Genomic DNA, 25,799 nt, shown 5'->3' on the forward strand with positions numbered 1-25,799 from the left:
TCTCATGACACTTCGCGCCCGGAAGCGGGGGGCAAGGATCCTCGGCGTGCTCGCCACCGGTCTGGCGCTGGGCGCATGCAGCGGTCTGCCGCAACGGCCGGTTGCGCCCGCCATCTATGATCTCGGCCTGGCCGGCGCCGTTTCCCCGGCGCCTGCCGTCCTGCCGTCGCAGATCGAAGTCCGGGCGCCGTCGTGGCTCGCGACGTCGGCGATGCAGTACCGGCTGGAGTATCTCCAGCCGGCGCAACGCCAGGTATTTGCCGAAAGCCGGTGGGCCGCCCCGCCTGCCGAAATGCTGCAGCGGCTGCTGCTGCAGGCCCTGTCGGCGCCGTCTTCCACCGGCGGCGGCTGCCGGCTGCGCCTTGAAGTGGACGAATTCACCCAGGCGTTCGAGTCCCCCGGCGCGAGCACGGCGGTCATTGTTGCGCGTGCCGAGCTGCTGCCCCCGCGCGGTGAAAATGCGCTCGCGCGGCGGATGTTCGAACTGCGCGAGCCCGCGTCCGGCGCCGACGCGAAGGGGGGCGTCACGGCGTTCCGCAAGGCCGGCGAACGGCTGACGATCGAAGTCGCGGGCTGGATGGCGGATTCCGCCGCGGGGGCGTGCCGCCGCTAGGCGGCCTTGCTGGCGCGTCACCGCCTCCGCTCCGTCGCTGGATCGGGCAAAATCAATAACTCATTACATGCACAAACATCACGGGAGAGATGACGATGAGCGCACTGCCTCAGCAATCCGACAACGCACCGCTGCTGCTGCGCCGCGACGAAGGTGGGGTCGCGTACCTGACCCTGAACCGTCCTGGCCAGTTCAACTCCCTCTCGCGTGCGATGCTCGAAGCCCTGATCGCCGAGATCGACGCGATCGCTTCGGACGCGAGCGTGCGCGTGGTCGTGCTCGCGGGCGAGGGCAAGGTCTTCTGCGCGGGCCATGACCTGAAGGAGATGCGCGGGAACCACACCCTGCAGTTCCAGCAGGATCTCTTCCGCCTGTGCGGCAAGTTCATGGTCAAGCTCACCGAGCTGCCGCAGCCCGTCATCGCCCGTGTCCACGGCATCGCGACCGCGGCGGGCTGCCAGCTGGTGTCGATGTGCGACCTCGCCGTCGCCGCCGATGTCGCGCGCTTCGCCGTGTCGGGCATCAACGTCGGTCTCTTCTGCGCGACCCCCAGCGTGGGCCTGTCACGCAACATGGGGCGCAAGGAAGCGTTCGAGATGCTGGTCACCGGGGACTTCATCGACGCCGCGGAAGCGCAGCGCCGCGGGCTCGTGAACCGCGTCGTGCCGCTCGAGGAGCTCGACGCCGAGATCGCGAAGCTCGCCACCGCGATCTGCGCCAAATCCCCCCTCGCGATCCGCATGGGCAAGCAGATGTTCTACCGCCAGCTCGAGATGGGCATGGAAGGCGCCTACCAGATGGCGGCCGAGACGATGGCGTGCAACATGATGAGCGAGGACGCCGCCGAGGGCATCGATGCCTTCATCGCCAAGCGCAAGCCGGAGTGGCGCGGGCGCTGAGCGTCCGGGGGCAGGGGAATTGGCGCCTGCCCGCGAACCCGGTGTCGCTGCAATGCTCGTCGATACGCACATCCACCTCGATGCCGCCGAGTTCGACGCCGATCGTGCCGCGGTGATGGCAGCGGCGCGCGCGGCGGGCGTCACCCGCTTCGTCGTGCCGGCAGTCGAGGTCGCCAACTTCGACAGGGTCGCGGCCCTGGCGGCAGCCCATGCGGACATCGTCCATGCGTTCGGCATCCATCCGCTGTATGTCGGTGGCGCCCGCAGGGAGGATCTCGACATCCTGCAGGAGCGCCTCGCACACGGACTGGCGGTCGCGGTTGGCGAGATCGGTCTCGACTTCTTCGCGCCGGATTTCGACCGCGTCACCCAGGAGCTGTATTTCGTCGAACAGCTGAAGCTCGCCCGCCGCTTCGGCCTTCCCGTGATCCTGCACGTCCGGCGCGCGGTCGACGACATCCTCAAGCACCTGCGCCGCATCGAGGTGCCCGGCGGCATCGCCCACGCGTTCAACGGCAGCCGGCAGCAGGCCGACGCCTTCATCGCGCTGGGTTTCAGGCTGGGCTTCGGCGGGGCGATGACGTTCGACGGCTCGCGCCGCATCCGCAGCCTCGCGGCTAGCCTGCCGATCGACGCGATCGTGCTCGAAACGGACGCACCGGACATCCCTCCTGCGTGGGCACAGGGCGGGCGCAACGAACCTGCCGATCTGCGCCGCTTTGCCGAAGTGCTCGCCGGGCTGCGCGGCGTGTCCGCTGCCGAAATCGCCGAGGCGACGGGACGGAATGCCTGCGCCGTCTTCCCGGCGCTCGCGCCCGGCTGATCCGCGCGATCCCGTCGCGGCGCCTCAGCTGCTGGCCGCCGCGGCCGTGCGCGTCATGCTCGCCGACTGGGCGATGAGGTCGGCGATGTCGCGTTTGAGGCGTGCCACGTCGCTGTCGAACTTGTCGTAGATCATCAGCGAGATGCCGAACACGTAGGCGTAGAGCAGCATGCAGCGGCTCGACGCTTCCTCCATCGGCACGCCGCATGCGAGGAAGAGTTCGCGCGCGCAACGCAGGCGGATGTCGTCCACTTCGGCGACGATCGCGGCGGCATCGGCGTCGCGGCGCGCCCAATCGCGCACGGCGAGCTCGATTGCGGCGCCGCGCCGGCTGCGGCTCGTGCTATAAATGTCGATGACGTGGTAAATCTGCTCCAGTTCCCGGCCGGGCTGGGCGCGCGTCTGTTTGACGATGTCGCGGATCCGCCCGTCCTTCCACACCTGAAGGACGGCCAGCAGCAAGTCCCGACGATCTTGGAAGTGCCAGTAAAAGCTGCCTTTCGTGACCTTCAGGCGCTTTGCGAGCACTTCGACGCGAAGTCCGGCGATGCCCTCTTCGGCGAGGACCTCGGTGGCAGCGCTTACCCATGCATTGCGGTCTAGCTGGACGCGCGGTTTTAGAGGCTTGTTTTCCATACCACCCAGTATTGACTAAAGGATCACCATACGGTACCGTATGCACTCCATACCTATGCGTATGGAACGATTTTTTCGGTCGGCGGTCAAGTGTTCATCGCAACGGCGTATTTTTCGCATGGTGGCGGTAACATGATTCCCTTTCCACAATTTCGACCGACCTAACACGCAAAGGAGCGCGGCATTGAAGATCCTGGTACCCGTCAAACGCGTAGTCGATTACAACGTCAAGGTGCGAGTGAAGGCGGACGGCACGGGCGTTGATATTGCGAACGTGAAGATGTCCATGAACCCCTTCGACGAAATCGCCGTCGAGGAAGCAGTGCGGCTGAAAGAAGCCGGCATCGCGACCGAGGTCGTGGCGGTGAGCTGCGGTATCGCGGCCTGCCAGGAGACGATCCGTGCGGCGATGGCGATCGGTGCCGACCGCGGCATCCTGGTCGAGAGCGACGCCGAGCTGCAGCCGCTCGCCGTGGCGAAGCTGCTGAAGGCACTGTGCGACAAGGAGCAGCCGACGGTCGTGATCTGCGGCAAGCAGGCGATCGACGACGACTCGAACCAGACCGGCCAGATGCTGGCGGCGCTGCTGGGCTGGCCCCAGGCCACCTTCGCGTCCAAGGTCCAGCTGGCTGACGGCGTTGCATCGGTGATGCGCGAGATCGACGGCGGTCTCGAGACCCTCGAGATGAAGCTGCCGGCGGTCGTGACGACCGACCTGCGCCTGAACGAGCCGCGCTACGCGACGCTGCCCAACATCATGAAGGCGAAGAAGAAGCCGCTCGACATCGTCAAGCCGGCCGATCTCGGTGTCGATGTCACGCCGCGCCTGGCGACGCTGAAAGTGTCCGAGCCGCCCAAGCGCAGCGCCGGCGTGCGCGTCGCGGACGTCGCGCAACTCGTCGACAAGCTCAAGAACGAAGCGAAGGTGATCTGAACATGGCGATCCTGGTTATTGCAGAACACGACAACGCGAGCCTGAAGGCCGCCACCCTCAACACCGTCTCGGCCGCTGCCAAGCTCGGTAGCGAGGTGCATGTGCTCGTCGCCGGTGCCAACTGCGGCGCAGCGGCCGCGGAAGCCGCGAAGGTCGCGGGCGTCGCCAAGGTGCGCGTTGCGGACGCCGCCCACTACGACTCGCAGACCGCCGAGAACGTCGCTGCGCTGGTTGTCGCCAATGCAGCGGGCTACACCCACATCCTCGCTCCCAGCACCGCCAACGGCAAGAACGTCGCCCCGCGCGTCGCCGCGCTGCTCGACGTGGCGCAGATCTCCGACATCGTCGCCGTCGAATCGGCCGACACCTTCGTGCGCCCGATCTACGCGGGCAATGCGCTGGCCACCGTGAAGTCGGCCGACGCCGTGAAGGTGATGACCGTGCGTACGACCGCCTTCGAGGCGGCCGGGCAGGGCGGCTCGGCCACGGTGGAAGCTGTCGCTGCAGGTGCCGATCTGGGTCTGACGACCGTCAAGGGCCGTGAACTGACCAAGAGCGCACGTCCCGAACTCGGCGCCGCCAAGATCATCGTCTCGGGCGGTCGTGGTCTGGGCAACAGCGAGAATTACCACAAGCTGCTCGAGCCGCTCGCCGACGCCCTCGGCGCCGCGCTGGGTGCCTCGCGCGCCGCGGTCGACGCGGGCTACGTGCCCAACGACTATCAGGTTGGCCAGACCGGCAAGATCGTCGCGCCGCAGCTCTACATCGCGGTCGGCATCTCGGGCGCGATCCAGCACCTGGCCGGCATGAAGGATTCCAAGGTGATCGTCGCGATCAACAAGGATCCGGAAGCGCCGATCTTCCAGGTGGCGGATTACGGCCTCGTCGGCGACCTGTTCGAAGTCGTGCCGGAGCTGGCTAAAGCAGTCGGTTGAATGCTGTAGAAACCTAAAAATAGCTTTACAAGGACTGCGCCCGAATGGGCGCAGTTTCACAATAAGCAGGTCTCGGGAGAAGTACACATGAGTCAATACACTGCGCCGATCCGCGACATGCAGTTCGTCATGCGCGAGCTGGCCGGCCTCGACGAAGTCGCGAAGTTGCCCGGATGCGAGGAAGTGTCCGCGGATCTGGTGGATGCGATCCTCGACGAGGCGAACAAGTTCGCCAGCGGCGTCCTCGCCCCGCTGAACCGGATTGGCGACCAGGAAGGTGCCAAGTGGGACAACGGCAACGTCCGCACCGCGCCGGGCTGGAAGGAAGCCTACAAGCAGTTTGCCGAAGCCGGCTGGACCGCGCTCGCATGCGAACCCGAATTCGGCGGCCAGGGCCTGCCGAAGCTTATTGCGACCGCAGTGATGGAAATGTGGAAGGCGGCCAACATGGCCTTCTCCCTGTGTCCGATGTTGACCAACGGTGCGATCGAAGCGGTCACGCTGCGCGGCACCGACGAACAGAAGGCAGCCTACCTGCCGAAAATGGTGAGCGGCGAATGGACCGGCACCATGAACCTGACCGAACCGCAGGCCGGTTCGGACCTCGCGGCCGTGCGCACCCGCGCCGAGCCGCAGCCTGACGGTACCTACAAGATCTTCGGCCAGAAGATCTTCATCACCTACGGCGAACACGACATGACGGACAACATCGTCCACCTCGTGCTCGCCCGCCTGCCGGACGCACCGGAAGGCGTGAAGGGCATCTCGCTCTTCGTCGTGCCCAAGTTCCTGCTCAACGCCGACGGCACCCCGGGGGCGCGCAACGACGTCCACTGCGTGTCGATCGAGCACAAGCTGGGCATCCACGCGAGCCCGACCTGCGTGCTCGCGTTCGGCGACCACGGCGGTGCGATCGGCACCCTCATCGGCGAGGAGAATCGCGGCCTCGAGTACATGTTCATCATGATGAACGAAGCACGCTTTGCGGTCGGCATGGAAGGCGTGGCACTGTCCGAGCGTGCCTACCAGCACGCGCTGACCTACGCCAAGGATCGCGTCCAAGGGGCCGAGATGGGCGTGCGCGGCGGCCCGAAGGTCTCGATCATCCATCACCCGGACGTCCGTCGCATGCTGATGTCGATGAAGTCGCAGACCGAAGCCATGCGTGCGCTGGCCTACGTCGTGGCAGCCGCGAACGACGCTGCGCACCGGGATCCGGACGCGGCCGTGCGCGCGGAGAATCAGGCTTTCGTCGACCTCATGATCCCGGTGGTCAAGGGCTGGTCGACGGAGAACTCGATCGACATCGCCTCGACCGGCGTGCAGGTGCACGGCGGCATGGGCTTCATCGAGGAGACCGGCGCTGCGCAGCATCTGCGCGATTCGCGCATCACGACGATCTACGAGGGCACGACCGCGATCCAGGCGAACGACCTCATCGGCCGCAAGACTGCGCGCGAGGGCGGAGTCACCATCAAGGCCCTGATCGCGGAAATGCGCGGGGTGCTCGCCCAGCTCGGCGAGCACGGCGGCGACGAGGCGTTCGTGGCGATCCGCAAGTCCCTCGAATCGGGCATCGCAGCGCTCGAAGCCGCGGTCGAATACGTGCTCGCGACCTACGGCAAGGACGTCAAGGCGGCCTCCGTGGGCTCGGTGCCCTTCCTCAAGCTCCTTGGCATCGTGGCCGGCGGCTGGCTCATGGCGCGTGCCGCGCTGGTGTCGTCGATGCGCATCGCGGAAGGTTCCTCCGACGAGTTCTACAAGACCAAGATCGTTACCGCGCGCTTTTATGCCGACCACATCCTGCCGCAGGCGCAGGCGCTGTCTTACTCGGTGGTGAATGGCGCTGCGGGTGCGCTGGCGCTCGACGAAGCCCAGTTCTGACGACGTGGCGGAGGAGGGTGGAAGCTCTCCTCCGTGTGTCGGGCCCCGGAATGCAAAAGGGCCGCCCCGATCGCTCGGGGCGGCCCTTCGTGTTTCAGGTCGGGACGCTTACTGGACCTTCGCCTTGGCGCGCAGATCCATGATGTGCTTCTCGATCTTCTGTTGCTGCAGACGCTGCTCGAGTTGCGGCTTGACCTCCTCGAAGTCGGGTGCCTTCAGGTCGCGCACGTCGTCGAGCTGGATCACGTGGTAGCCGAAGTCCGACTTCACGGGCGTGTCGCTGTACTTGCCCTTCTCGAGCTTGACCATCGCATCGGAGAACGGCTTCACGAACATGCCCGGATTGCTCCAGCCGAGGTCGCCTCCGCTGTCCTTGGAGCCGGGATCCTTCGACTGCTTGGCGAGGGCGTCGAACTTCTCGCCGGCCTTCAGCTTGGCGATGATCGCCTTGGCCTCGTCCTCGGTCTCGACCAGGACGTGACGGGGCTTGTATTCCTTCGAGCCCATCTTGCTCTTGACGCTGTCGTATTCCTTCTTCAGGTCGGCGTCGGTGACCGGGTTGGTCTTCACGTAGTCCTGGATGTAGGCGCGCAGCAGCACTGCCTGGCGGGCGAGGTCCATCTGGGCCTGCACGTCGCTCTTCTTGTCGAGCCCCTTCTTGGCGGCTTCCTGGGCCAGGACTTCGCGGCGGATCAGCTCCTCGCGCACCGCGTCGCGGAGCTGAGGATTGTCGGGAGCGCCTTGGGCGCGCTGTTCGTTGAACATCACGTCGGCGCGCGCAGCGGGGATCGCGGTGCCGTTCACCGTGGCAGCAGGGCCCGCGGCATGGGCCGCCTGGCCGATCAGGCCGGCCATGAGACAAAGTGCGAGACGGCTGGGAAAGCGAATCATCAAAGTTCCTTCCTGTTGGGTTGAGTGTTGGCCTCTTCGGCCGTCAGGGCGCGAATGGCGAGTGCATGAATGCGGGTTCGCATCAGTTCGCCCAGCGCGCCATATATGAGTCGGTGACGTGCAACCGTATTTTTGCCGATAAATGCGTCCGACACCATCGTCATGCGGTAGTGTCCGCCGCCGCTCTTGGCGCCGGCATGTCCGGCGTGCAGGGCGCTGTCGTCCTCGATCTCGATCGAGAGGGGATTGAGGACCGCGAGCCGGTCCCTGATCTCGTCGATCACCGTCACGGCAGGACCTTCTTGTACGGGTGGACGCTGGTGCGCGCGAAGACGCCGTTCGTGACGTAGGGGTCGGTCGCGAGCCAGGCTTCGGCGTCGGCCTGGGACGGGAATTCGGCGATCACCAGGCTGCCGAAGAAGCCGGCCGGGCCGGGGTCGGGCGAGTCGATCGCAGGCATGGGGCCGGCCACCACGAGCCGCCCCTCGTCACGCAGCGCTTCGAGGCGCGCGAGGTGCGCCGGGCGCACGGCCATGCGGGCGTCGAGTTTGCCCGGGGCGTCTTCGCCCGTCAGCACGTAAAGCATCAGCTGGTTTCCTCCTGGATGTGTTTGGAGAGGTAGAGGCCCTGGGCCAGAACGAACAGAAGCATCAGGCCCATGCCGCCGAAGAGCTTGAAATTGACCCACGCTTCTTCGGAAAAGTTGTAGGCGACGTACAGGTTGAGGACGCCCATGCAGAGGAAGAACGCGGCCCAGGCATGGCTGAGGCGCCCCCACACCGGCTCGGGCAGGCGCACTTGTGCCTCCAGCATCTTGCGGATCAGGTTGCGGCGGAACAGCAGTTCCGAGCCGGCGAGCGTGGCGCCGAAGAGCCAGTAAAGCGCGGTCGGCTTCCACTTGATGAAGGTGGGATTGTGGAAGAACAGGGTCGCGCCGCCGAATACGACGATGATCGCGAGGCTGACCCACAGCATCGTGTCGACCTTTCGGTGCCTGAACCATACCCATGCGATCTGGCCGGCCGTGGCGAGGATCGCGACCGCCGTTGCGATGAGGATGGGAGCCTGGGTGGCCTGGATGCCATCGCCGAGGACCCGGGTGGCGAGGTCGTGCGCCGCTGCCGGGTCGTGTCCGGCGAACTTGTAGGCGGCAAAGAAGAGGATGACGGGAAGCAGGTCGAAGAGAATTTTCATGCGCAGGGATTATAGCGACTCGGCGCGGCAATCGGGTTTGCACTACTCGCCGTCTGCCTCGTCGTCTGCCTCGGTGCGTGCAGCGAGCAGGCGCCCGCGCTTCGGTCCTTCCAGGGGCAGATGGATGATTGCGCGCAGGCCGCCACCGTTGCGGGCGCGCAACTCGAGCCGACCTTCGTGCGAGGCAATGATGCGTTCGACGATGGCGAGGCCGAGACCGGCGCCCTTGGTGTTCGAGCGCGCGGTCTCGAGGCGCGTGAAGGGATGGCGCATGCGCTCCATGTCGGCCTCGGGAATGCCGGGGCCGCGGTCGGCGACTTCGATCAGGGCTTCGTCGCCGCGGCTCGAAACGATGAGACTGATGGGGCTCTCTTCACCGGCGTAACGTACCGCATTGTCCATCAGATTGCGGACCGCGCGGCGCAGCGGGAGGGTGCGCACCGGCACAGCGAGGCTCGCCGGGGCGTCGAGGCGCACCTTGATGCCGCGCAGGCGATAAGGTTCGGCGATATCGGCGAGCAGGCCCGCGAGGTCCTCGACCTGCAGGGGTTCCTGGGGTTCGCCGCGCCCGAAATCGAGGAACTGGCCGATGATGCGGTCCATTTCCTCGACGTCGGCGACCATCGCGCGAACGTCGGTATCAGGCGCGCCGGACATCTCGATGCCGAGGCGCAGGCGTGCGAGGGGCGTGCGCAGGTCGTGCGACACGCCGGCGAGGATCAAGGCACGGTCGGCGTCGGTGCGGGCCAGGTCGCCGGCCATCTGGTTGAACGCCCGCGCAACCGTGGCGATTTCGAGCGGCCCGCTTTCGGGGAGGTGCGGCGGCGTGCGGCCGCTGCCGACGACGCGTGCCGAGCGGGCCAGGTTGCGCAGCGGGACGCCGATGCGGGACACGATCATGTAAGCGCCGATCAGCGCGGCAAGGAGCGCGCCGCCTCCCCAGACGAGCCATTCCAGAGCGCCGGTGCGCTCGATGCGCTCGGATGGGAGCATCAGCCAGAAATCCTGTTCGTCGTCCGGGTCGAGACGGAAACTCACCCAGAACCCATCGAGGGTCTTCCAGCGCGAGGCGAAGCGCGTGTGGGTTCCGAGCTGCCGGCGGACTTCCTGCGTCAGCATCTGCATTCCGCGCGTGTCGGGCAGCGGTTTGAGTTCGTCGCTGGGTTCAGCCGGGTAGATGCGCATTCCCTCGAGCGCTGCCAGTTCGATCAGCAGCTCCGTGCGCCGCTCGGCTTCCGAGTTGATGAGCGCCGTGCGCGTGAGATTCACGACGCTGGCGACCATCTGGGCCAGGTTGCGGGCGCGCGCCGGCTCTTCGAAATGACTGAAGATCTGCGACCAGGTTGCCAGCGCCAGCGTCAGAAGCAGGGCGATGAGGAAGAAGGTCTGCCAGAGAAGCGTCCGCGGCAGGAACAGCGCGAGGCGCGGCTCCTGGCTCGCGGGACTTGGCGAGGGTTCCCCGGCGTCTGCGGCGGACGGTTCAGGCTTCGTTGGCAGGCTTCGATTCATCCGGCACGAACACGTATCCGAAGCCCCACACGGTCTGGATGTAGCGCGGCTTGGCAGGGTCGTCTTCGACGAGCTTGCGCAGGCGGCTCACCTGCACGTCGATGGCGCGATCGAAGACGCCGTATTCGCGGCCTCGTGCCAGTTCCATGAGCTTGTCGCGCGACAGCGGCTGCCGCGGATGCTGGAGGAGGACCTTCAGCAGCGAGAACTCACCGGTCGTGAGCGAGATTTCCTCCCCGTCGCGCACGAGAGAACGCACGCCGAGGTTCACCTGCACGTTGCCGAACTTGACGACCTCGTCCTCGATCGTCGGTGCTCCGGGTAGCGTCGGAGGCTGCCGGCGCATCACCGCGTGGATGCGGGCGACGAGTTCGCGGGGGTTGAACGGCTTGGCAAGGTAGTCGTCGGCGCCCATCTCGAGGCCGATGATGCGGTCGACGTCGTCGCCCTTGGCAGTGAGCATGATGATGGGGATGGCGTTCTGGTCGCCCCGCAGGCGCCGGCAGATGGCAAGGCCGTCTTCGCCGGGAAGCATCAGGTCCAGCACCATCACGTCGTAATGCTCGCGGTGCAGGGCGCGATCCATGGACGATGCGTCCACGACGGACTTGACGGTGAAGCCCTGTTCCTGAAGGTAGCGCGACAACAGTTCGCGCAGGCGCGCATCGTCGTCGACCAGCAATACTCGATATCGGATCTTGGTGTTCATGGTGCGAATCCTATCCGGTTACATTTTCGCGTGCCAGCGCGGAATTCGGAGATTTGCCGGCAACGGGTAACGTTTCGTAAGGGCTTGGGAAATACGCAACACGCCCTTACACGTTGGCCTTTAAATCTTCGTCCAGAAACGCCGTAAATACCAATACGAGGGTATGGTTTCATCGTCCGAATCTGCAATACGAACTCTGTCCGTGGCGATCATGGCAAAAAGCTGGTCAACTTCCTGTGCGGCATGCTCCCCCGGCGACGGCGGGTTGCAGGGGAAACGATCCCGTGGTCGGGCGACGGGCATCGTCCTGTTCCTGTGCGCGCTCGTGTCGGCACTCGTTGCCGCTCCCGGGTTCGCTCGCGAGAGCACGTCGTCGCGCCAAGGGAAGGAAAGTGTGACGTCGCCGGGATATTCGAGCGCGCGGGACAAGCGCCGGGCTGAGCTTCGCCGTGCGCTCATGAGCGGCCCGGAGACCCCCCGCGCTGCTGAGCAGGAGCCGCGCCGCCTGTCGCGCGAGCAGCGTGAAGCGCTCTACCAGGAACTGCGGCAGGCAATGCGCGACGCGAACCGTCCCCGCAGCGTGACGGAGCGCTGATCGGAATCCTCCCGCGTCTCCGCGCCGCGCACAATCGCGGTACGGGTACTCCGCAGTCGGGCCGCTGCCGGTAAAATGGGCGGCCTATGAAAATCCTCTCGATCGAGACCTCGTGCGAGCACGCGAGCGTCGCCCTGCTGCTCGACGGCGAGACCGTCGAACGAACCCTGGAAGGGCATTCGAATCACTCCGAGCGCCTGCTGCCCACCCTGAAGTCGCTGCTCGCCGATGCCGGGGTTGCGCTCGGGGCGCTCGATGCCGTGGCGTTCGGCGCCGGTCCGGGCGCCTTTACCGGGTTGCGCCTCGCTTGCGGTGTGGCACAGGGTCTGGCGATGGGCGCGGACCTGGGAGTCGCGCCGGTATGCAGTCTCGAGGCGCTGGCGCTGCAGGGCAGGGGGGATGCAATCTACGTCGCGACCGATGCGCGCATGGGCGAGGTGTATTCCGCGGCCTACCGTCTGTCGGACGGACTTCCCGTCGTGACCGCGCCGCCGACGTGCTGCCCGCCCGAGATGCTGGCTTTGCCCGCGGTGGGGCAGTGGACCGGCATCGGATCGGCCTTCGCCGTGTACGGCGATCGGATCCCGCCGGAGGTGCTGGACCGGCTGGGGCCGCAGCAGCGCGATGCGGTGCCGCGCGCGGCGGACGTTGCAAGGCTGGCGGTGCGCCTCGTCGACGGCGGGGCCCTGGTTGCGGCCGAGATCGCCGCGCCGCTGTATGTGCGCGACAAGGTGGCACTGACGACGGCCGAGCGATTGGCGCGCGGAGGGCGGGCGTGACCGCGGGATTCGGCTTTGTTCCCATGACGGACGAGGATCTGTCGTGGGTGGTCGAGAATGAGCGCGAGCTGCATGCTTTTCCCTGGAGCGAAGGCAATTTCGCGGATTCCCTGCGTGCCGGCTACAACTGCTGGGTGATGCGCGACGAGGCTGAGCCGGTCGCCTACGCCGTGATGCTGACGGTGATCGACGAGGCCCATCTGCTCAACATCAGCGTTGCGCGTACGGTGCAGCGCCGCGGAATTGGCGGGAAACTGTTGGAGTACCTGTCGTCGGAGGCGCAGCGGGCGGGTGCGATCCAGTTCTTCCTCGAGGTGCGCCCCTCGAACACCGCGGCGCTTGCGCTGTATGAGCGCCATGGCTTTGTTGCGATCGGGCGGCGGAAGGGTTATTACCCGGCGGCCGACGGTCGGCGCGAAGATGCGATCGTGATGAGGCGCGAGCTGTGAGAGACGCGCGGCGCGATGCCGTGCTGCGCGAGATGGGGCTCGCTCCCCTGTGGCGTTTGCGCGCGGGGGGCGAGGAGAGTTCGGACGCCGTCGACGCGTTGCCGGAATCGGCACCGGTCCCGATCGGACCGGATCGGGGCGGCGCTGCATCGTCCCCGCCCGCGCAGACCCCGCCGCCGGAGCGGGTGCCCGAGGTGCGTTCCGTGCGTGCGGCGCTTCCTGTCCGCGACCTGATTCCGCGCGCAGCGGGGGAGGCCGCGGCAGCGGCGCCGGACCGCCGCGACGACGGCGACCCTGCGAGGACGGGCCGTATCGCGCGGATGGATTGGGACGAGCTGGAGGCCGACATCCGCGCCTGCAAGGCATGCCGCCTGTGCGAGAAGCGCCGGCAGGCCGTTCCAGGTGTCGGTCATCGGCGTGCCGAGTGGATGTTCGTCGGAGAGGGCCCGGGAGCCGAGGAGGACCAGCGCGGGGAGCCCTTCGTCGGCGCCGCGGGCAAGCTGCTCGATGCGATGCTCGCCGCGATCGGCCTGCAGCGGGGCGAGAACGTCTATATCGCGAATGCGGTGAAATGCCGGCCGCCGCACAACCGGACGCCGCAGGCGGACGAAATCGCCGCCTGCCACCCTTATCTGGCGCGCCAGATCGAGCTGGTGCGACCGCGCGTGGTGGTCGCGCTGGGGCGCCCTGCGGCCCTCGCGCTGCTGGATGCCGAGATCAGCATCGGCGCTTCGCGCGGCCGCGTGTTCCATCGCGCGGAAACGCAGGTGGTCGTGACCTATCACCCTGCTTATCTGCTGCGGAACCCGGCCGACAAGGCCAAGGCGTGGGAGGACCTGTGCTTTGCGCGCCGCCTGATGCAGGAGCAGGCCGGAAAGGTCTGACGGGCACCCGGCGGGCCGGGAGCGCGGCCCGGGTGCGGATCAGTGCTTGTGGTCTTCGAGCAGCGCGACGGAATCGAATTCGCGCTGGTTGAGGTCGTGCCGGCGCTGCACGAGGTGCATCATGCCGGCGACGAACAGGCCGAACATGACGATCACCACGTTGATCGACAGTCCGGACATGATCAGCAGGGCATACAGGCCCGTCATGATCAGGATCGACAGGTTCTCGTTGAAGTTCTGCACGGCGATCGAATGACCGGCGCCCATGAGGATGTGGCCGCGATGTTGCAGCAGGGCGTTCATCGGCACGACGAAGAAGCCGGCCAGGCAGCCGACCACGACCATGAGGATCATCGCCAGCGTGGGCTGCGTGACGACGACCATGACCATCACGACGAGGCCCATGGCAATGCCCAGGGGGATGACCCGGACGGCGCGGCGCAGGCTGATCATGCGCGCGGCCAGCACCGCGCCGAGCGCGATGCCGACGGCGACGACACCCTGCATCATCGAAGCCTTGGAGAGATCGAAGCCGAGGTTGTGTTCGGCCCACTTGATCACGATGAACTGGAGCGTGGCGCCGGCTCCCCAGAAAAGGGTCGTGACGGCGAGGGAGATCTGGCCGAGCTTGTCGCGCCACAGCAGTTTCATGCAGTGCACGAAGTCGTGGACGAGGTACACCGGGTTGTTCTTGAGCGGCTTGTGGTCGACGCCGGTGTCGGGGATGCGCAGGTTGAAGGCCGTTGCGGCAAGGTAGAGCAGCCCGACGATGGCGATGGACGCCTGCAGGACGTTGTCCGTCACCATCGGCAGGCCCAGTCCGGTGATCCAGTTGCCGACGTCGGGACGGATCAGCACGCCGCCGATGACCGTGCCGAGGATGATGGCGCCGACCGTGAGGCCTTCGATCCAGCCGTTGGCCACGACGAGCAGGCGGTGGGGCAGGTATTCGGTGAGGATGCCGTACTTGGCCGGCGAGTACGCTGCAGCGCCGAGCCCGATGACGGCATAGGCGAAGAGGGGGTGGGCGCCGAGCAGCAGCATCAGGCAGCCGCCGATCTTGATGGTGTTGCTGATGAACATCACGCGCCACTTGGGCATCGAGTCGGCGAAGGCGCCGACGAAGGCGGCCAGCGCGACGTAGGAAACGGTGAAGAACAGCTTCAGCAGCGGTTCGTACGTTGCCGGGGCAGACATCTCGCGCAGCAGCGCGATGGCAATGATCAGCAGCGCGTTGTCGGCCAGCGCAGAGAAGAACTGCGCCGCCATGATGATGTAGAAGCCGAGCGGCATCGGGTGGGAGACGGCCGTCTGAAGGTGAAGCGCGGTTTATATCACGACATGTGTCTGTTTGTTGTGATTTGGCTCATGGCCGTTGCTGGGGGCCTGCTGTCAGCGGAGTGTCAGAGATTTCGCGTAATGCATGAGCTGTGCTTTAATCGTGCGCATAAACGAGACTTATGGAGTAGCCGTGGCTGATCGCAGACTTCAGGTATTCAGCGCCGTGGCCAAGTACGGGTCGTTCACGCGGGCCGCGGAACATCTTTTCATGACGCAGCCGGCCGTGACCTTCCAGATCAAGCAGTTGGAAGAGCATTTCAATACGCGCCTGCTCGAGCGCGGGCACGGGCGCGTGGGACTGACGCCGGCCGGGGAGGTGGTGCTGGCCTATGCGGACCGGATTCTCGATCTGTCCGACGAGCTGGAGTCGCGGGTGTCGGAACTGACCGACGAACTCGGCGGCACGCTGAACATCGGCACCAGCACGACGATCGCGGCGTACTGGCTGCCGCAGCTGCTGGAAGGCTTCAAGCGCAAGTATCCGCGCGTGGTACCGCGTGTGGTGGTCGGCAACTCGCAGCTGACCGAGGATCGCGTGGCGTCGCGCGAGCTCGACCTCGGGCTGATCGAGATCGTGTCGGAACAGCCGGCGATCGAGCGCATGACGGCGACGCGCGACGAGCTGTTCGTGATCTGCTCCCCGAAGGACACGCTGGCGAAGCACAAGAGCCTCAGCGCCAAGGAGCTGAAGGGTCACCCGCTGATCACCCGCGACCCGGGCAACGCGATCCGCGTGCTGGCCGAGGACTTCTTCGCCGCCGCGGGCATCGGGATCGACGAGCTGACGATCTGTGCGGAGCTGGGCAGCCTCGCGACGGTTAAGCACTTGGCGGCCGAGGGGATGGGGTTCGCGATCGCGTCGCGCGCCGCGATCCAGCGCGACATCCGCGAGGGGCGCCTGGTCGGGATTCCGCTGGAGCCGCGCCAGTACACGCCGCTCGAGGTGATCGTGCCGCGCGACAAGTTCCGTTCCCGTCTGATCACGACCTTCGCGGAGTATGCGGTCGCCGAGTTCAAGCGCATGGCGGTCGATGACGTGAGCGCGTGATGGCGAAGGCGAAGACGAGCTTCGTCTGCAGCGAGTGCGGCGGACAGGCGCCGCGCTGGCAGGGCCAGTGTCCGCAATGCAAGGGTTGGAACACGCTGGTCGAGACGGTGATCGAGGCTACGACGCCGGGCAGCAGCCGGTTCGCGGCGTTGGCCGGCGCGACCGGCAGGCTGCAGTCGCTCGCGGAGCTCGAGCCGCGCGAGGAACCGCGCACGCCGACGGGGATCGAGGAGTTCGACCGCGTGCTCGGCGGCGGGCTGGTCGCCGGCGGTGTCGTGCTGATCGGCGGCGATCCGGGGATCGGCAAGTCGACGCTGCTGCTGCAGGCGCTGTCGGCGCTCGCAGCGCGGCAGGCGGCAATCTACGTGAGCGGCGAGGAGTCGGGCGAGCAGGTGGCGCTGCGTGCACAGCGCCTGCAGCTCGATCCGGCGGGGTTGAAGCTGCTGCCCGAGATCAATCTCGAACGCATCCTCGCGACGCTGAAGGAGGCGAAGCCGCGCATTGCGGTGATCGACTCGATCCAGACGGTGTATTCGGAGGCGTTGCAGTCGGCGCCCGGTTCGGTCGCCCAGGTGCGCGAATGCGCCGCCCAGCTCACGCGCTTCGCGAAGCAGAGCGGCACATGCCTGATCATGGTCGGCCACGTGACCAAGGACGGCACGCTGGCGGGGCCGCGCGTGCTGGAGCACATCGTCGACACGGTGCTGTATTTCGAGGGCGACACGCATTCGAGCTTCCGTCTCGTGCGGGCGTTCAAGAATCGCTTCGGCGCGGTGAATGAGCTGGGCGTGTTCGCAATGACGGAGCGCGGTCTGCGCGGCGTGAGCAACCCGTCGGCGATCTTCCTGTCGCAGCACAGCCAGCAGGTGGCGGGCAGCTGCGTGCTGGTGACGCAGGAGGGCACGCGGCCGCTGCTGGTGGAGATCCAGGCGCTGGTCGACGGCGCGCACAGCCCGAATCCGCGTCGCCTGTCGGTCGGGCTCGAGCAGAACCGGCTGGCGATGCTGCTCGCGGTGCTGCATCGCCATGCGGGCGTGGTGTGCTTCGATCAGGATGTGTTCGTGAACGCGGTGGGGGGAGTCAAGATCGCCGAACCGGCGGCGGACCTCGCGGTGCTGCTGGCGATCGTGTCCTCGCTGCGCAGCCGGGCGCTGCCGCGCGGGCTGGTGGTATTCGGCGAGGTGGGGTTGGCGGGCGAGATCCGCCCGGCACCGCGCGGCCAGGAGCGCCTGAAGGAGGCGGCCAAACTCGGCTTCACGGTCGCGATCATCCCGAAGGCGAACGCGCCCAAGCAGGCGATTTCCGGCATGCGGGTGATTGCGGTGGACCGGATCGAGGAAGCGATCGAACAGGCGCGCGAGATCGAAGCCTGAGGCTTGCCGTCGGCGCAGGGGATCGCGAACGCAATCGCACGAGGTCGGGTAGGGCGGGATGAAATCCCGCCGTCGCGATGATGCGCGCTCCGGCGCAAAATATCGGCGCCCGATGCGGCGGGATTCCATCTCGCCCTATGCCACGTAACGAGACGAGGCGGATCTGCAGAGTGTACATTGCGATTTGCTTATACTAAGCTAGTAATTGATTACTTACTAGCAGGTCGACACGATGGAATCTCCGCGCATCCGGCGTTCATCGGAGCTCAGGCAGGCCGAGATCGTTCAGGCCGTGCTTGCCTTGGCGGCCGAAAGCAGCCCCGCCGATATCACGACCGCGCGCATCGCGGCTGCAATGAACCTCACGCAGGGGGCGGTATTCCGCCACTTCCCGAGCAAGGAGGCGATCTGGCTGGCGGTCGCCGAATGGATCGAGGAGAACCTGCTCGGTGCGATCGAGGAAGCGTCGCTTTCGAGCAGCGAGCCGCTCGAACAGCTTCGTGCGATGTTCCGTGCGCACATCGGGTTCGCCGCTGCCTACCCGGGGGCACCGCGCCTGATCTTCCACGAGTTGCAGCAGCCGGGCGACAGTGCGGTGAAGCGCCGTATCCGCGCTCTGCTGGGAAGCTACCGGGGAACCTTGCTGCAGATCCTGAAATGCGCGAAGGACCGACGCGCAGCGGGGCGCGAGCTGGATGTCGAGCCCGCGGCGACGCTATTCATCGGTGCGATCCAGGGACTGGTGATGCAGTCGATGCTCGCCGGGGGGATGCGCGGCGTGGAGGAGGCGGCCGAAGGGGTGTTCGGGGTCTATCTGTCGGGCATCGCGGGGAGGCGGGAATGAAGCGGCCGGTCCTGCGTGTGGTCGGTTTGTCCATCCTCGGGCTGGTCCTGGTGGCCGGATTCGTCCTGCTGATGGTGCGGAGCGGACCATTGGCCCCCGTGCGGGTGACAATCGCAGTGGTCGAGCGCGGCGCGTTCGAGAATGCCGTGTTCGGCGTCGGCACGGTGGAGGCCGAGAGGAGTTATGCGATCGGGCCGACGGTTCCCGGCCGTGTCCTGGCGGTGCATGTGGATGTCGGCGGCGAGGTGCGCGTCGGGCAGTTGCTCGCGGAGATGGATCCGGTGGAACTGGACGCGCGCCTGTCTGCGTCGCGGGCGGCTGCAGCACGCGCCGTTCACGCGCTGGAGGTGGCGCGTGCGCAGGTGCGCGATGCGGAGGTGCGTCAGGATCTCGCGGGGCGCAACGCGCGGCGCTACGCATCGCTCGGTGAGCAGGCCTTCTTCAGCGATGCGGCGGTCGAGGCGAAGCGGCAGGAGGCGGATTCCGCCGGCGCACAGTTGCAGTCTGCGCGGGCTCAGCTCGACGCGGCGCGGATGGATGTGGAGCGGCTGGACGCGGAACGCGCAGCGGCGGAACGGCAGCGGGCGAATGTGCGCCTCGTTGCGCCGGTGGCAGGGGTGGTGACGGCGCGTGATGCGGAACCGGGAACGACGCTGGTGGCCGGGCAGAGCGTGCTGCGCATGGTCGATTCCGCGAGCGTGCGCGTGCGGACGCGGATCGACCAGGGGCGCTCGGGCGGCGTGCGTGCCGGGCAGGCGGCTGCCATCGTGCTGCGCTCACGGCCGGGGCTCGCCTTGCCGGGCCGGGTTACGCGCGTCGAGCTCAACGGCGACGCGGTGACCGAGGAGCGCATCGTGCAGGTGGTGTTCGACGAAGCGCCGACGGATTTCGCATTCGGGGAGCTGGCCGAGGTGACGATCGTGACGACTCGTGGCGGGGACGTGCTGGCCGTGCCCGGGGCGGCTGTGCATGAGTACGAGGGCCGGCGCGGCGTATGGACCATTGCGGACGGGGCGGCGGCGTTCGTGCCGGTGCGCACGGGCGAGACCTCACTCGACGGAAGGGTCGTGGTGCTCGAGGGGCTGCAGGCGGGCGAGCGCATCGTCGTTCATAGCGAACGCGAACTGGAGGCCGGCGACCGGGTGAGTGCGGCCGAGTCGCTGGTCGCGGTGCGTCGATGATCAGCCTTGCCGGGCGCGACATCCTCCACCATTGGGCGAAGTACGTTTTCACCGGCGTCGGGCTGGGCCTGCTGATCGGTGTGACGCTGTCGATGGCGGGAATCTACCGCGGCATGGTGGATGACGCGCAGGTGCTGTTGCGCAGCAGCGGCGCGGACATCTGGGCCGTGCAGCAGGAGACGCTGGGCCCGTATGCGGAGCCGTCGAACCTGCGCGACGATGCCTACCGCGCGATCCTCGGGATACCGGGCGTCGCGGAGGCGTCGAACGTCACTTACCTGACGATGCAGATCCGGCAGGGTGAGCGCGATGTGCGCGTTATGGCGGTGGGTTTCGAGCCGGGGCGTCCGGGCGAGCCGCCTTTTCTGGTGGCCGGCCGGCGTATCGCGCGCAGCCATTACGAGGTGGTGGCGGACGTGCGCACGGGTTTCCGGCTCGGCGAGCGGGTGCGCATCCGGCGCCACGAGTACGAGGTGGTGGGACTCACGCGGCGCATGGTGTCGTCGAGCGGCGATCCGATGGTATTCCTGCCGTTGAAGGATGCGCAGGAGGCGCAGTTCCTCAAGGACAACGACGCGATCGTCAACGAGCGCGCGCGCACGGCCTCGAACCCGGCGCTGAACCGTCCGGGTGTGCCGGGCCTGCTCGATGCGATCCTGGCGTCGCAGACGGCCAGCCGCAGCGTTAATGCGGTGCTGGTCCGGGTCGCGAGCGGCCACGAAGCGGAGCAGGTGGCCGAGAACATCCGTCGCTGGAAGCACCTGGAGGCGTACACGCGGGCGCAGATGGAGGAGATCCTCGTCGCCAAGCTGATCGAGACCTCGGCGCGGCAGATTGCGACTTTCCTGGTGATCCTCGCGATCGTGAGCGCCGCGATCGTGTCCTTCATCATCTACACGATGACGTTGGGCAAGCTCCGCGAGCTGGCGGTGCTGAAGCTGATCGGGACGCCCAATCGCACGATCGCGGCGATGATCCTGCAGCAGTCGCTGGGGCTCGGGCTGATCGGTTTCGTGATCGGCAAGACGGTCGCGACGCTGTGGGCGCCGTATTTCCCGAAGTACGTGTTGTTATTGCCGGGAGATGCGGTGCGCGGACTGGCCGCAACCATCGTCGTGTGTGCGATCGCGAGCCTGCTGGCGATCCGGGTCGCGCTGAAGGTCGATCCCGCGACGGCGATCGGGGGCTAGGATGAAACAGCCCCCATGCTCGCTACGCTCGCTGCCCCCCAAGGGGGCGTGTCAGTACCTTGAGACGGCTCGGCGGTACTGACATGGACGTCCCGGCGATCGAGGTCAGGGGGTTGAGCAAGCGCTACGGCGAGGGGGAGGCCGGGGTCGATGCGCTGAAGGGTGTGGACATGAGGATCGCCCCCGGCGAGGTGGTCGGTCTGATCGGGCCGAGCGGGTCGGGCAAGAGCACCCTGTTGAAGTGCCTCGGCGCGGTGATCGAGCCGACCGGGGGATACATGGCGCTGGGCGGGCGTACCGTCTTCGATGGCGGCTGGAAGATCCGCGACTTGCGCAGCCTGCGCCGCGACAACATCGGCTTCGTGTTCCAGGCACCGTACCTGATCCCCTTCCTCGATGTGACCGACAACGTCGCCCTGTTGCCAATGCTGGCAGGGAAATCGAACCGCGAGGCGCGTCGGCAGGCCGCCGAACTGCTCGAGGCGCTCGACGTCGGCCACCGTGCGAAGGCTGCGCCGTCGGAGCTCTCCGGCGGCGAGCAGCAGCGCGTGGCGATCGCGCGTGCGCTGGTGAACCGGCCGCCCGTGGTGCTCGCCGACGAGCCGACCGCGCCGCTCGACAGCGAACGCGCGCTGAACGTGATGCGCATCCTGAACCGGATGGCGGAGCAGTACCGCACGGCGATCATCGTCGTGACCCATGACGAGAAGATCATCCCGACTTTCCGGCGCCTGTACCGCATCCGCGACGGGCGAACCTTCGAAGAGGCCGGCGAGGGGCGCGCGACATAGGTGGGCCGGCAGCCGTGGCCGGCGATCATTCGCCGCGGCCACTGCGCCAGATCGATACGAGCACGGCCACTCCGCCCGCTACGGCGCCGAAGAAGCCCAGCAGCCCCAGCGTATCGAGCGCGGCGAAGCCCGGTTCGCGCACCACGGTCAGGACGATCGCCGAGCCGATGATCAGGGCCGCGGTGACGATGCCGATCGTCATGCGCGTGGCGGCGCGGTCGAGCTGCTCTCCGAGGCGCTTGAGCGAGACGATGTCGACCTGCACCTGGAGTTTGCCGCGCCGGGCCGAGCGCAGAAGCTGGCTGAGGTCGCGCGGAAGGCCGGTAACCAGATCCACGGCCTGCGCGAGCGTGCGCCAGCCGCGCTTGGCGACGGCTGCAGGCGCGAGATGGGCGAGCAGCACGCGCCGCAGGAAGGGGGCGGCTTCGGCGCCCATGTCGAAGTCCGGGTCGAGCTGGCGGCCCATGCCTTCCAGCGTGATGAAGGCCTTGATCAGCAAGGAGAGGTCCGACGGCAAAGCAATGCCGTGTTCGCGCAGGATCATCACGAGATCGGACAACATCGCACTGATGTCGAGCTGCTTGAGGGGTACGCCCTTGTACTGGTCGACGAAGGTGTCGATTTCGTGGCGCAGGTGTTCCGGCTCGGTTTCCGGGGCTTCGGCGTCCCGCCATTCGAGCAGCACGTCGGCGACGGCGGCCGCGTCGTTCGAGACGAGGCCGTTGAGCAGGACGGCGAGCTCATAGCGGCGCGATTCGGAAAGCCGGCCGACCATGCCGAAGTCGATGAAGGCGATGCGGTTGCCGTGCAGGTAGAAGACGTTGCCGGGGTGTGGGTCGGCGTGGAAGAAGCCGTCTTCCAGCATCATTTTCAGCACCGCTGACGCACCGCGGCGGGCGAGGAGCTTGCGTTCGAGTCCCGCCGCATCGACGGCGGCCAGGTCGCGCCCGGGGATGCCGTCGATGTAGTCCTGCACGTTCAGGCGTTCGCCGCACCACTGCCAGTGCACGCGCGGGATGACGATCTCCGGGCGGCCGATGAAGCTCGCGGCGACGCGTTCGGCGTAGCGGCACTCGGCGGCGAAATCGATTTCGCGGCGCAGCGACAGCGTGAATTCGCGCACGACCTCGCAGGGGCGGTAGCGGCGCAGGTCCGGCGCTTCGGCCTCGATGATCTCGGCGAGGCGGGCGAGCAGCCGCAGATCCGCCTCGATGGTCGGGCGGATGCCGGGCCGGCGCACTTTCAGGATCACCGGGCGGCCGTCATGCAGGCGGGCACGGTAGACCTGCGCGAGCGAGGCCGCAGCCAGTGGCTGGGTGTCGAGCTCGGCGAACGCTGTTTCGGGCGCTTCGCCGAGATCCTCGGTGAGCTGTTCGCGCACCTGTTCGAAGGGAACGGCCGGGGCCGAATCCTGCAGGCGGCCGAACTCGGTGATCCAGTCCGGCGGAAACAGGTCGACGCGCGTGGCGAGGATCTGGCCGAGCTTGATGAAGGTCGGCCCGAGCTCTTCCAAGGCCCGGCGCACGCGTGCAGGTGGTTCGAGGTGGGCGAGCTCTTCGGGTTCGTTCCAGTGCAGGGCCTTGCCGGCGCGCTCGAGCGTGTCGGCAAGGCCTATGCGGCGTACGAGATCGCCGAAACCGTAGCGGATGAGGACGGCGGCGATGTCGTGGGCGCGTGTCAGCTCACGCGCCGCACCGATCGCTTTCCACAGCATCAGGCCTGCGGATCGCGCGGTCCGCCCTTCCCGTTGTCCGATCCCGCCGGATGCAGGCGGTCGGCGATGCCCCTGAGCATCCCCGAGGCGAGTGCGGCGAGCAGGCCCGCCTCGTTGCGCAGGGTCTGGGCGCTGCTTTGCACCTGCTCGCGCGTGAGGTCTGCGACGGCACGCGCGAGGTCGGCGCCCGCGTTCGCCACACGGCCGCCGACTGCGGTGCCGCTGTTGCGCGCGTGTTCGGCGAGTTCGTGCAGCGTCGCGCGCGCAAGGCCGGTCGCGCCGCGTCCTGCGTCGGACAGCGTGCGCAGGAAGTTCGACTCCATGGCACCCAACTGGTCGAGCGTGCCGCGGATATCCTGGCGCGAGTACTCGCTGCCGCGCCCGACCGCTTCCTTTACGGCGAGCAGCGTGGCCTGGGCGGCGGTCGCAAGGGCCTCGTCCAGCCCGCGCACCGCTTCGCGGATGGCCTCGGTGCGTTCGCGATCGGGACGTTCGATGCCTTGCTGTGCCCCCTTGAGCACGGCGTCGGTGACCTGTTTGAGTGCGTCGGTGTCCAGCTTGCCGTGCGACAACGCCCCCAGCGTGATCGTCCGCACGCGTTCGGCGACCGAAGCCGGATCGCCATCGACTGCAGCTTCGACGTCGCGTTCAATGCTTTCGAAGTCCTGACTCATGAGCGTTCCCCTGTTCGTACGGCGTCCGGCGGGGCGCCGATGCTGTTGCCACACGTTTAAAGTATGGCCTCCGGAAAGAAGAATGGCGATGGAATTTTTGACGCTATCCAGCTTGCAACGGTCCGTTGCCGATCGTGTCCTGCGGCCTGCGTGGCTTACCATTGCGAACTCGACCGCTATGACTGTCTTTTGCCGCTCCCTACCATGTCCGATTCCGTTTCGTCTGTCTTCGCCGGCCTCGAACCTGCTCCCGTGTGGGCGCATTTCTCCACGCTGTGCGGCATCCCGCGCCAGTCCAAGGTAGAGGGAGCACTGCGCGACCTCCTCCGTGAACGGGCACTGGCGCGTGGGCTGAGGGTCTCGGTCGATGCGGCCGGAAACCTGCTGATCTGCAAACCCGCACGCCCGGGCTGCGAGGGGGCGCCGGGTGTCGTGCTGCAGGCGCATCTGGACATGGTGTGCCAGAAGACGGCCGGTTCGGCACACGATTTTTCGCGCGACGCCATCTGCGTGGAGCGGGACGGCGACTGGCTCGCTGCCACGGAGACGACGCTCGGCGCCGACAACGGCATCGGCGTGGCGCTGATCCTCGCGGTGCTGGAAGACGATTCGCTCGCGCACGGGCCGGTCGAGGCCTTGCTGACCGTCGACGAGGAAGCCGGCATGGGCGGCGCGCAAGGGCTCGCAGCCGACGCGCTGCAAGGGCGGCTGATGCTGAACCTCGACACCGAGGAATGGGGTGAGTTTTTCATCGGCTGCGCCGGCGGGCTGGATGTGAACGTGCGGCGCGAGGGATTGGCGGAGCCGCCTCCGACCGGGATGGAACAGTGGCAAATAGAGCTGCACGGCCTGCGGGGCGGGCATTCGGGCGTGGATATCCACGAGGAACGGGGCAACGCGATCAAGCTGCTGGTGCGCGTGCTGCGCGATCTGGAGCGGCGCTTCGCGCTGCGCATCGGCTCGCTCGAAGGGGGCTCGGCGCGCAATGCGCTTCCGCGCGACGCGCGGGCACGGGTGGCGCTGCGGTCCGGGTGCGGGGATGAATTGACGCTGGTGCTCGCGGATTGGCAGGCGCAGCTGCGCAATGAATTGAAGGGAGTGGACGAGGGCGTGAGCCTGGGGGGGGTGCCCGTGACGACGGTGGAGCCGGTGATGTCCGCGCCGGAGCAGGCGGTGTGGCTCGCGTCGCTGCACGCGGCGCCGCACGGGGTGCATCGCCGCAGCCTGAGCGTGCCGGGAGTCGTCGAGACGTCGAACAACCTCGGGATCGTCGCGCTGGGGCCGGAGGGCGGCTCGTGCAGCTTCATGGTGCGGTCGCTGCTCGACGGGGCGGCCCGTGCGCTCGGCGACGAGATCGTCAGCCTTTTCGGCCTGTCGGCAACGGCGGTCGAGGCATCGGGGCACTACCCGGGCTGGGCGCCGAAGGCCGACTCGCCGCTGCTGGCGCTGTGCCGCGACGTGTATCGGCGCGAGTACGGAGCGGAGTCGCGCGTGCAGGTCATCCATGCCGGCCTCGAATGCGGGCTCATCGCGGCGAAATATCCTGACATGCAGATCGTGTCGTTCGGGCCGACGATACGCGGTGCCCACGCGCCCGGCGAGCGCGTCGAGATCGCGTCGGTAGGGCGCGTGTGGCACCTGCTGGGCGCGATCCTCGCGGCGATCGCCGAGCGGCGCGGGGAGAAAGCATGAATCCCGAACACCTCGAAGCCCTCGTAACCACCGCGATGCCCTTCGGTAAGTACAAGGGGCGGCTGATCGCCGATCTGCCGGGGAACTACCTGAACTGGTTCGCCCGCGAAGGCTTTCCGCCGGGCCGGCTGGGCGAACTGCTCGCCCTGATGCACGAACTCGATCACAACGGCCTTTCCGGGCTGCTGACGCCGCTGCGGAAGTGATTTCGGCGTTG

General features: G+C 67.2%; 28 protein-coding genes. 18 read left to right on the forward strand and 10 right to left on the reverse strand.

The genetic code is table 11. The features are described 5' to 3' along the window. Positions 1–46 precede the first annotated feature (46 nt). The 3 genes from GPA27_RS08040 (at position 47) to GPA27_RS08050 (ending at position 2,335) form a co-directional block, all read left to right on the forward strand. Positions 47–613: an ABC-type transport auxiliary lipoprotein family protein gene (locus GPA27_RS08040; RefSeq protein WP_169139292.1), complete on the forward strand. Its 567-nt coding sequence runs from the start codon at positions 47–49 to the stop codon at positions 611–613. A 95-nt stretch (positions 614–708) separates the two neighbouring features. Further along, the gene (locus GPA27_RS08045) at positions 709–1,512 is read left to right on the forward strand and encodes an enoyl-CoA hydratase (protein ID WP_169139294.1); all 804 of its coding nucleotides are present in this window, start codon (positions 709–711) and stop codon (positions 1,510–1,512) included. A gap of 52 nt (positions 1,513–1,564) precedes the next feature. Beyond that, complete coding sequence (locus GPA27_RS08050) at positions 1,565–2,335, forward strand: TatD family hydrolase (protein ID WP_169139296.1); 771 nt, start codon at positions 1,565–1,567, stop codon at positions 2,333–2,335. A 24-nt stretch (positions 2,336–2,359) separates the two neighbouring features. On the opposite strand, the gene GPA27_RS08055 is transcribed toward GPA27_RS08050, so the two are convergent. After that, positions 2,360–2,971 carry a TetR/AcrR family transcriptional regulator gene (locus GPA27_RS08055; RefSeq protein WP_169139298.1) on the reverse strand — a complete coding sequence of 204 codons (612 nt, stop codon included), beginning with the start codon at positions 2,969–2,971 and terminating at the stop codon, positions 2,360–2,362. A gap of 184 nt (positions 2,972–3,155) precedes the next feature. Between GPA27_RS08055 and GPA27_RS08060 the strand changes: the two genes are divergently transcribed. The 3 genes from GPA27_RS08060 to GPA27_RS08070 all read left to right on the forward strand — a co-directional run bounded on the left by GPA27_RS08060 (position 3,156) and on the right by GPA27_RS08070 (position 6,724). Then, positions 3,156–3,905 carry an electron transfer flavoprotein subunit beta/FixA family protein gene (locus GPA27_RS08060; protein ID WP_169139300.1) on the forward strand — a complete coding sequence of 250 codons (750 nt, stop codon included), beginning with the start codon at positions 3,156–3,158 and terminating at the stop codon, positions 3,903–3,905. 2 nt (positions 3,906–3,907) lie between these two features. After that, complete coding sequence (locus GPA27_RS08065) at positions 3,908–4,840, forward strand: electron transfer flavoprotein subunit alpha/FixB family protein (RefSeq protein WP_169139302.1); 933 nt, start codon at positions 3,908–3,910, stop codon at positions 4,838–4,840. Between the two features lie 87 nt (positions 4,841–4,927). Beyond that, a complete protein-coding gene (locus tag GPA27_RS08070) occupies positions 4,928–6,724 on the forward strand; it encodes an acyl-CoA dehydrogenase (protein ID WP_169139304.1) in 1,797 nt (598 codons plus the stop codon). Positions 6,725–6,832: 108 nt separating this feature from the next. On the opposite strand, the gene GPA27_RS08075 is transcribed toward GPA27_RS08070, so the two are convergent. From GPA27_RS08075 to ompR, 6 genes are read right to left on the reverse strand one after another with little or no spacing between them, the layout of a single operon-like run. Continuing rightward, complete coding sequence (locus GPA27_RS08075) at positions 6,833–7,615, reverse strand: peptidylprolyl isomerase (protein ID WP_169139306.1); 783 nt, start codon at positions 7,613–7,615, stop codon at positions 6,833–6,835. Beyond that, a complete protein-coding gene (locus GPA27_RS08080; protein ID WP_169139308.1) occupies positions 7,615–7,905 on the reverse strand; it encodes a BolA family protein in 291 nt (96 codons plus the stop codon). The genes GPA27_RS08075 and GPA27_RS08080 overlap by 1 nt, the downstream gene beginning before the upstream one ends. Beyond that, complete coding sequence (locus tag GPA27_RS08085; RefSeq protein WP_169139310.1) at positions 7,902–8,201, reverse strand: YciI family protein; 300 nt, start codon at positions 8,199–8,201, stop codon at positions 7,902–7,904. The genes GPA27_RS08080 and GPA27_RS08085 overlap by 4 nt, the downstream gene beginning before the upstream one ends. Next, entirely contained in the window at positions 8,201–8,809 is a 609-nt protein-coding gene (locus GPA27_RS08090) for a septation protein A (protein ID WP_169139312.1), read from the reverse strand. Before GPA27_RS08090 ends, GPA27_RS08085 begins: the two co-directional genes overlap by 1 nt. Before the next feature lie 42 nt (positions 8,810–8,851). Then, positions 8,852–10,318, reverse strand: coding sequence for a sensor histidine kinase family protein (locus GPA27_RS08095; protein WP_278000580.1), 1,467 nt, complete (start codon positions 10,316–10,318; stop codon positions 8,852–8,854). After that, positions 10,290–11,027 (reverse strand): osmolarity response regulator transcription factor OmpR, encoded by a 738-nt coding sequence (gene ompR, locus GPA27_RS08100; protein ID WP_169139321.1) that lies wholly within the window; start codon positions 11,025–11,027, stop codon positions 10,290–10,292. The genes GPA27_RS08095 and ompR overlap by 29 nt, the downstream gene beginning before the upstream one ends. Before the next feature lie 202 nt (positions 11,028–11,229). Between ompR and GPA27_RS08105 the strand changes: the two genes are divergently transcribed. The 4 genes from GPA27_RS08105 to GPA27_RS08120 all read left to right on the forward strand — a co-directional run bounded on the left by GPA27_RS08105 (position 11,230) and on the right by GPA27_RS08120 (position 13,734). Then, positions 11,230–11,622 carry a hypothetical protein gene (locus GPA27_RS08105; RefSeq protein ID WP_169139323.1) on the forward strand — a complete coding sequence of 131 codons (393 nt, stop codon included), beginning with the start codon at positions 11,230–11,232 and terminating at the stop codon, positions 11,620–11,622. 86 nt (positions 11,623–11,708) lie between these two features. After that, complete coding sequence (gene tsaB, locus GPA27_RS08110) at positions 11,709–12,401, forward strand: tRNA (adenosine(37)-N6)-threonylcarbamoyltransferase complex dimerization subunit type 1 TsaB (protein WP_169139325.1); 693 nt, start codon at positions 11,709–11,711, stop codon at positions 12,399–12,401. Beyond that, positions 12,398–12,850 carry a ribosomal protein S18-alanine N-acetyltransferase gene (gene rimI, locus GPA27_RS08115; protein ID WP_256222845.1) on the forward strand — a complete coding sequence of 151 codons (453 nt, stop codon included), beginning with the start codon at positions 12,398–12,400 and terminating at the stop codon, positions 12,848–12,850. The genes tsaB and rimI overlap by 4 nt, the downstream gene beginning before the upstream one ends. Before the next feature lie 32 nt (positions 12,851–12,882). Beyond that, on the forward strand, positions 12,883–13,734 hold the full coding sequence (locus GPA27_RS08120; RefSeq protein ID WP_169139444.1) for a uracil-DNA glycosylase: 852 nt from the start codon (positions 12,883–12,885) through the stop codon (positions 13,732–13,734). 39 nt (positions 13,735–13,773) lie between these two features. On the opposite strand, the gene lplT is transcribed toward GPA27_RS08120, so the two are convergent. Continuing rightward, positions 13,774–15,027, reverse strand: coding sequence for a lysophospholipid transporter LplT (gene lplT / locus GPA27_RS08125; protein WP_169139327.1), 1,254 nt, complete (start codon positions 15,025–15,027; stop codon positions 13,774–13,776). Positions 15,028–15,205: 178 nt separating this feature from the next. Between lplT and GPA27_RS08130 the strand changes: the two genes are divergently transcribed. The 6 genes from GPA27_RS08130 (at position 15,206) to GPA27_RS08155 (ending at position 21,502) form a co-directional block, all read left to right on the forward strand. Continuing rightward, a complete protein-coding gene (locus GPA27_RS08130) occupies positions 15,206–16,123 on the forward strand; it encodes a LysR substrate-binding domain-containing protein (RefSeq protein ID WP_256222847.1) in 918 nt (305 codons plus the stop codon). Next, positions 16,123–17,496 (forward strand): DNA repair protein RadA, encoded by a 1,374-nt coding sequence (gene radA / locus GPA27_RS08135; RefSeq protein ID WP_169139331.1) that lies wholly within the window; start codon positions 16,123–16,125, stop codon positions 17,494–17,496. The genes GPA27_RS08130 and radA overlap by 1 nt, the downstream gene beginning before the upstream one ends. A 232-nt stretch (positions 17,497–17,728) precedes the next feature. Further along, entirely contained in the window at positions 17,729–18,340 is a 612-nt protein-coding gene (locus GPA27_RS08140; protein ID WP_169139333.1) for a TetR/AcrR family transcriptional regulator, read from the forward strand. Then, on the forward strand, positions 18,337–19,521 hold the full coding sequence (locus GPA27_RS08145) for an efflux RND transporter periplasmic adaptor subunit (RefSeq protein WP_169139335.1): 1,185 nt from the start codon (positions 18,337–18,339) through the stop codon (positions 19,519–19,521). Before GPA27_RS08140 ends, GPA27_RS08145 begins: the two co-directional genes overlap by 4 nt. After that, complete coding sequence (locus GPA27_RS08150) at positions 19,518–20,711, forward strand: ABC transporter permease (RefSeq protein ID WP_169139337.1); 1,194 nt, start codon at positions 19,518–19,520, stop codon at positions 20,709–20,711. The genes GPA27_RS08145 and GPA27_RS08150 overlap by 4 nt, the downstream gene beginning before the upstream one ends. A gap of 83 nt (positions 20,712–20,794) precedes the next feature. Next, the gene (locus GPA27_RS08155; protein WP_169139339.1) at positions 20,795–21,502 is read left to right on the forward strand and encodes an ABC transporter ATP-binding protein; all 708 of its coding nucleotides are present in this window, start codon (positions 20,795–20,797) and stop codon (positions 21,500–21,502) included. Between the two features lie 25 nt (positions 21,503–21,527). Here the strand turns inward: GPA27_RS08155 and GPA27_RS08160 are convergent, their stop codons facing one another. Then, positions 21,528–23,216 carry an ABC1 kinase family protein gene (locus GPA27_RS08160; protein WP_169139341.1) on the reverse strand — a complete coding sequence of 563 codons (1,689 nt, stop codon included), beginning with the start codon at positions 23,214–23,216 and terminating at the stop codon, positions 21,528–21,530. Beyond that, positions 23,216–23,890, reverse strand: a complete 675-nt coding sequence (locus GPA27_RS08165) for a DUF6781 family protein (protein ID WP_169139343.1) — start codon at positions 23,888–23,890, stop codon at positions 23,216–23,218. Before GPA27_RS08165 ends, GPA27_RS08160 begins: the two co-directional genes overlap by 1 nt. 204 nt (positions 23,891–24,094) lie before the next feature. Here GPA27_RS08165 and GPA27_RS08170 point away from each other — a divergent pair, with 204 nt between their 5' ends. Further along, complete coding sequence (locus GPA27_RS08170) at positions 24,095–25,582, forward strand: aminoacyl-histidine dipeptidase (RefSeq protein WP_169139345.1); 1,488 nt, start codon at positions 24,095–24,097, stop codon at positions 25,580–25,582. Further along, positions 25,579–25,788, forward strand: a complete 210-nt coding sequence (locus GPA27_RS08175) for a DUF3820 family protein (protein ID WP_169139347.1) — start codon at positions 25,579–25,581, stop codon at positions 25,786–25,788. Before GPA27_RS08170 ends, GPA27_RS08175 begins: the two co-directional genes overlap by 4 nt. Positions 25,789–25,799 lie beyond the last annotated feature (11 nt).

The organism is Aromatoleum toluolicum (assembly GCF_012911005.2).
In the GTDB taxonomy this organism is placed as follows: domain Bacteria; phylum Pseudomonadota; class Gammaproteobacteria; order Burkholderiales; family Rhodocyclaceae; genus Aromatoleum; species Aromatoleum toluolicum.

Coding starts and splice junctions, on each gene's coding strand:
- GPA27_RS08045 (WP_169139294.1), top strand. CDS start 709: ATGAGCGCACTGCCTCAGCAATCCGACAACGCACCGCTGCTGCTGCGC.
- GPA27_RS08050 (WP_169139296.1), top strand. CDS start 1,565: ATGCTCGTCGATACGCACATCCACCTCGATGCCGCCGAGTTCGACGCC.
- GPA27_RS08055 (WP_169139298.1), bottom strand. CDS start 2,971: ATGGAAAACAAGCCTCTAAAACCGCGCGTCCAGCTAGACCGCAATGCA.
- GPA27_RS08065 (WP_169139302.1), top strand. CDS start 3,908: ATGGCGATCCTGGTTATTGCAGAACACGACAACGCGAGCCTGAAGGCC.
- GPA27_RS08070 (WP_169139304.1), top strand. CDS start 4,928: ATGAGTCAATACACTGCGCCGATCCGCGACATGCAGTTCGTCATGCGC.
- GPA27_RS08075 (WP_169139306.1), bottom strand. CDS start 7,615: ATGATTCGCTTTCCCAGCCGTCTCGCACTTTGTCTCATGGCCGGCCTG.
- GPA27_RS08085 (WP_169139310.1), bottom strand. CDS start 8,201: ATGCTTTACGTGCTGACGGGCGAAGACGCCCCGGGCAAACTCGACGCC.
- GPA27_RS08090 (WP_169139312.1), bottom strand. CDS start 8,809: ATGAAAATTCTCTTCGACCTGCTTCCCGTCATCCTCTTCTTTGCCGCC.
- GPA27_RS08095 (WP_278000580.1), bottom strand. CDS start 10,318: ATGAATCGAAGCCTGCCAACGAAGCCTGAACCGTCCGCCGCAGACGCC.
- ompR (WP_169139321.1), bottom strand. CDS start 11,027: ATGAACACCAAGATCCGATATCGAGTATTGCTGGTCGACGACGATGCG.
- tsaB (WP_169139325.1), top strand. CDS start 11,709: ATGAAAATCCTCTCGATCGAGACCTCGTGCGAGCACGCGAGCGTCGCC.
- GPA27_RS08120 (WP_169139444.1), top strand. CDS start 12,883: ATGGGGCTCGCTCCCCTGTGGCGTTTGCGCGCGGGGGGCGAGGAGAGT.
- lplT (WP_169139327.1), bottom strand. CDS start 15,027: ATGCCGCTCGGCTTCTACATCATCATGGCGGCGCAGTTCTTCTCTGCG.
- radA (WP_169139331.1), top strand. CDS start 16,123: ATGGCGAAGGCGAAGACGAGCTTCGTCTGCAGCGAGTGCGGCGGACAG.
- GPA27_RS08140 (WP_169139333.1), top strand. CDS start 17,729: ATGGAATCTCCGCGCATCCGGCGTTCATCGGAGCTCAGGCAGGCCGAG.
- GPA27_RS08145 (WP_169139335.1), top strand. CDS start 18,337: ATGAAGCGGCCGGTCCTGCGTGTGGTCGGTTTGTCCATCCTCGGGCTG.
- GPA27_RS08150 (WP_169139337.1), top strand. CDS start 19,518: ATGATCAGCCTTGCCGGGCGCGACATCCTCCACCATTGGGCGAAGTAC.
- GPA27_RS08155 (WP_169139339.1), top strand. CDS start 20,795: ATGGACGTCCCGGCGATCGAGGTCAGGGGGTTGAGCAAGCGCTACGGC.
- GPA27_RS08160 (WP_169139341.1), bottom strand. CDS start 23,216: ATGCTGTGGAAAGCGATCGGTGCGGCGCGTGAGCTGACACGCGCCCAC.
- GPA27_RS08165 (WP_169139343.1), bottom strand. CDS start 23,890: ATGAGTCAGGACTTCGAAAGCATTGAACGCGACGTCGAAGCTGCAGTC.
- GPA27_RS08170 (WP_169139345.1), top strand. CDS start 24,095: ATGTCCGATTCCGTTTCGTCTGTCTTCGCCGGCCTCGAACCTGCTCCC.
- GPA27_RS08175 (WP_169139347.1), top strand. CDS start 25,579: ATGAATCCCGAACACCTCGAAGCCCTCGTAACCACCGCGATGCCCTTC.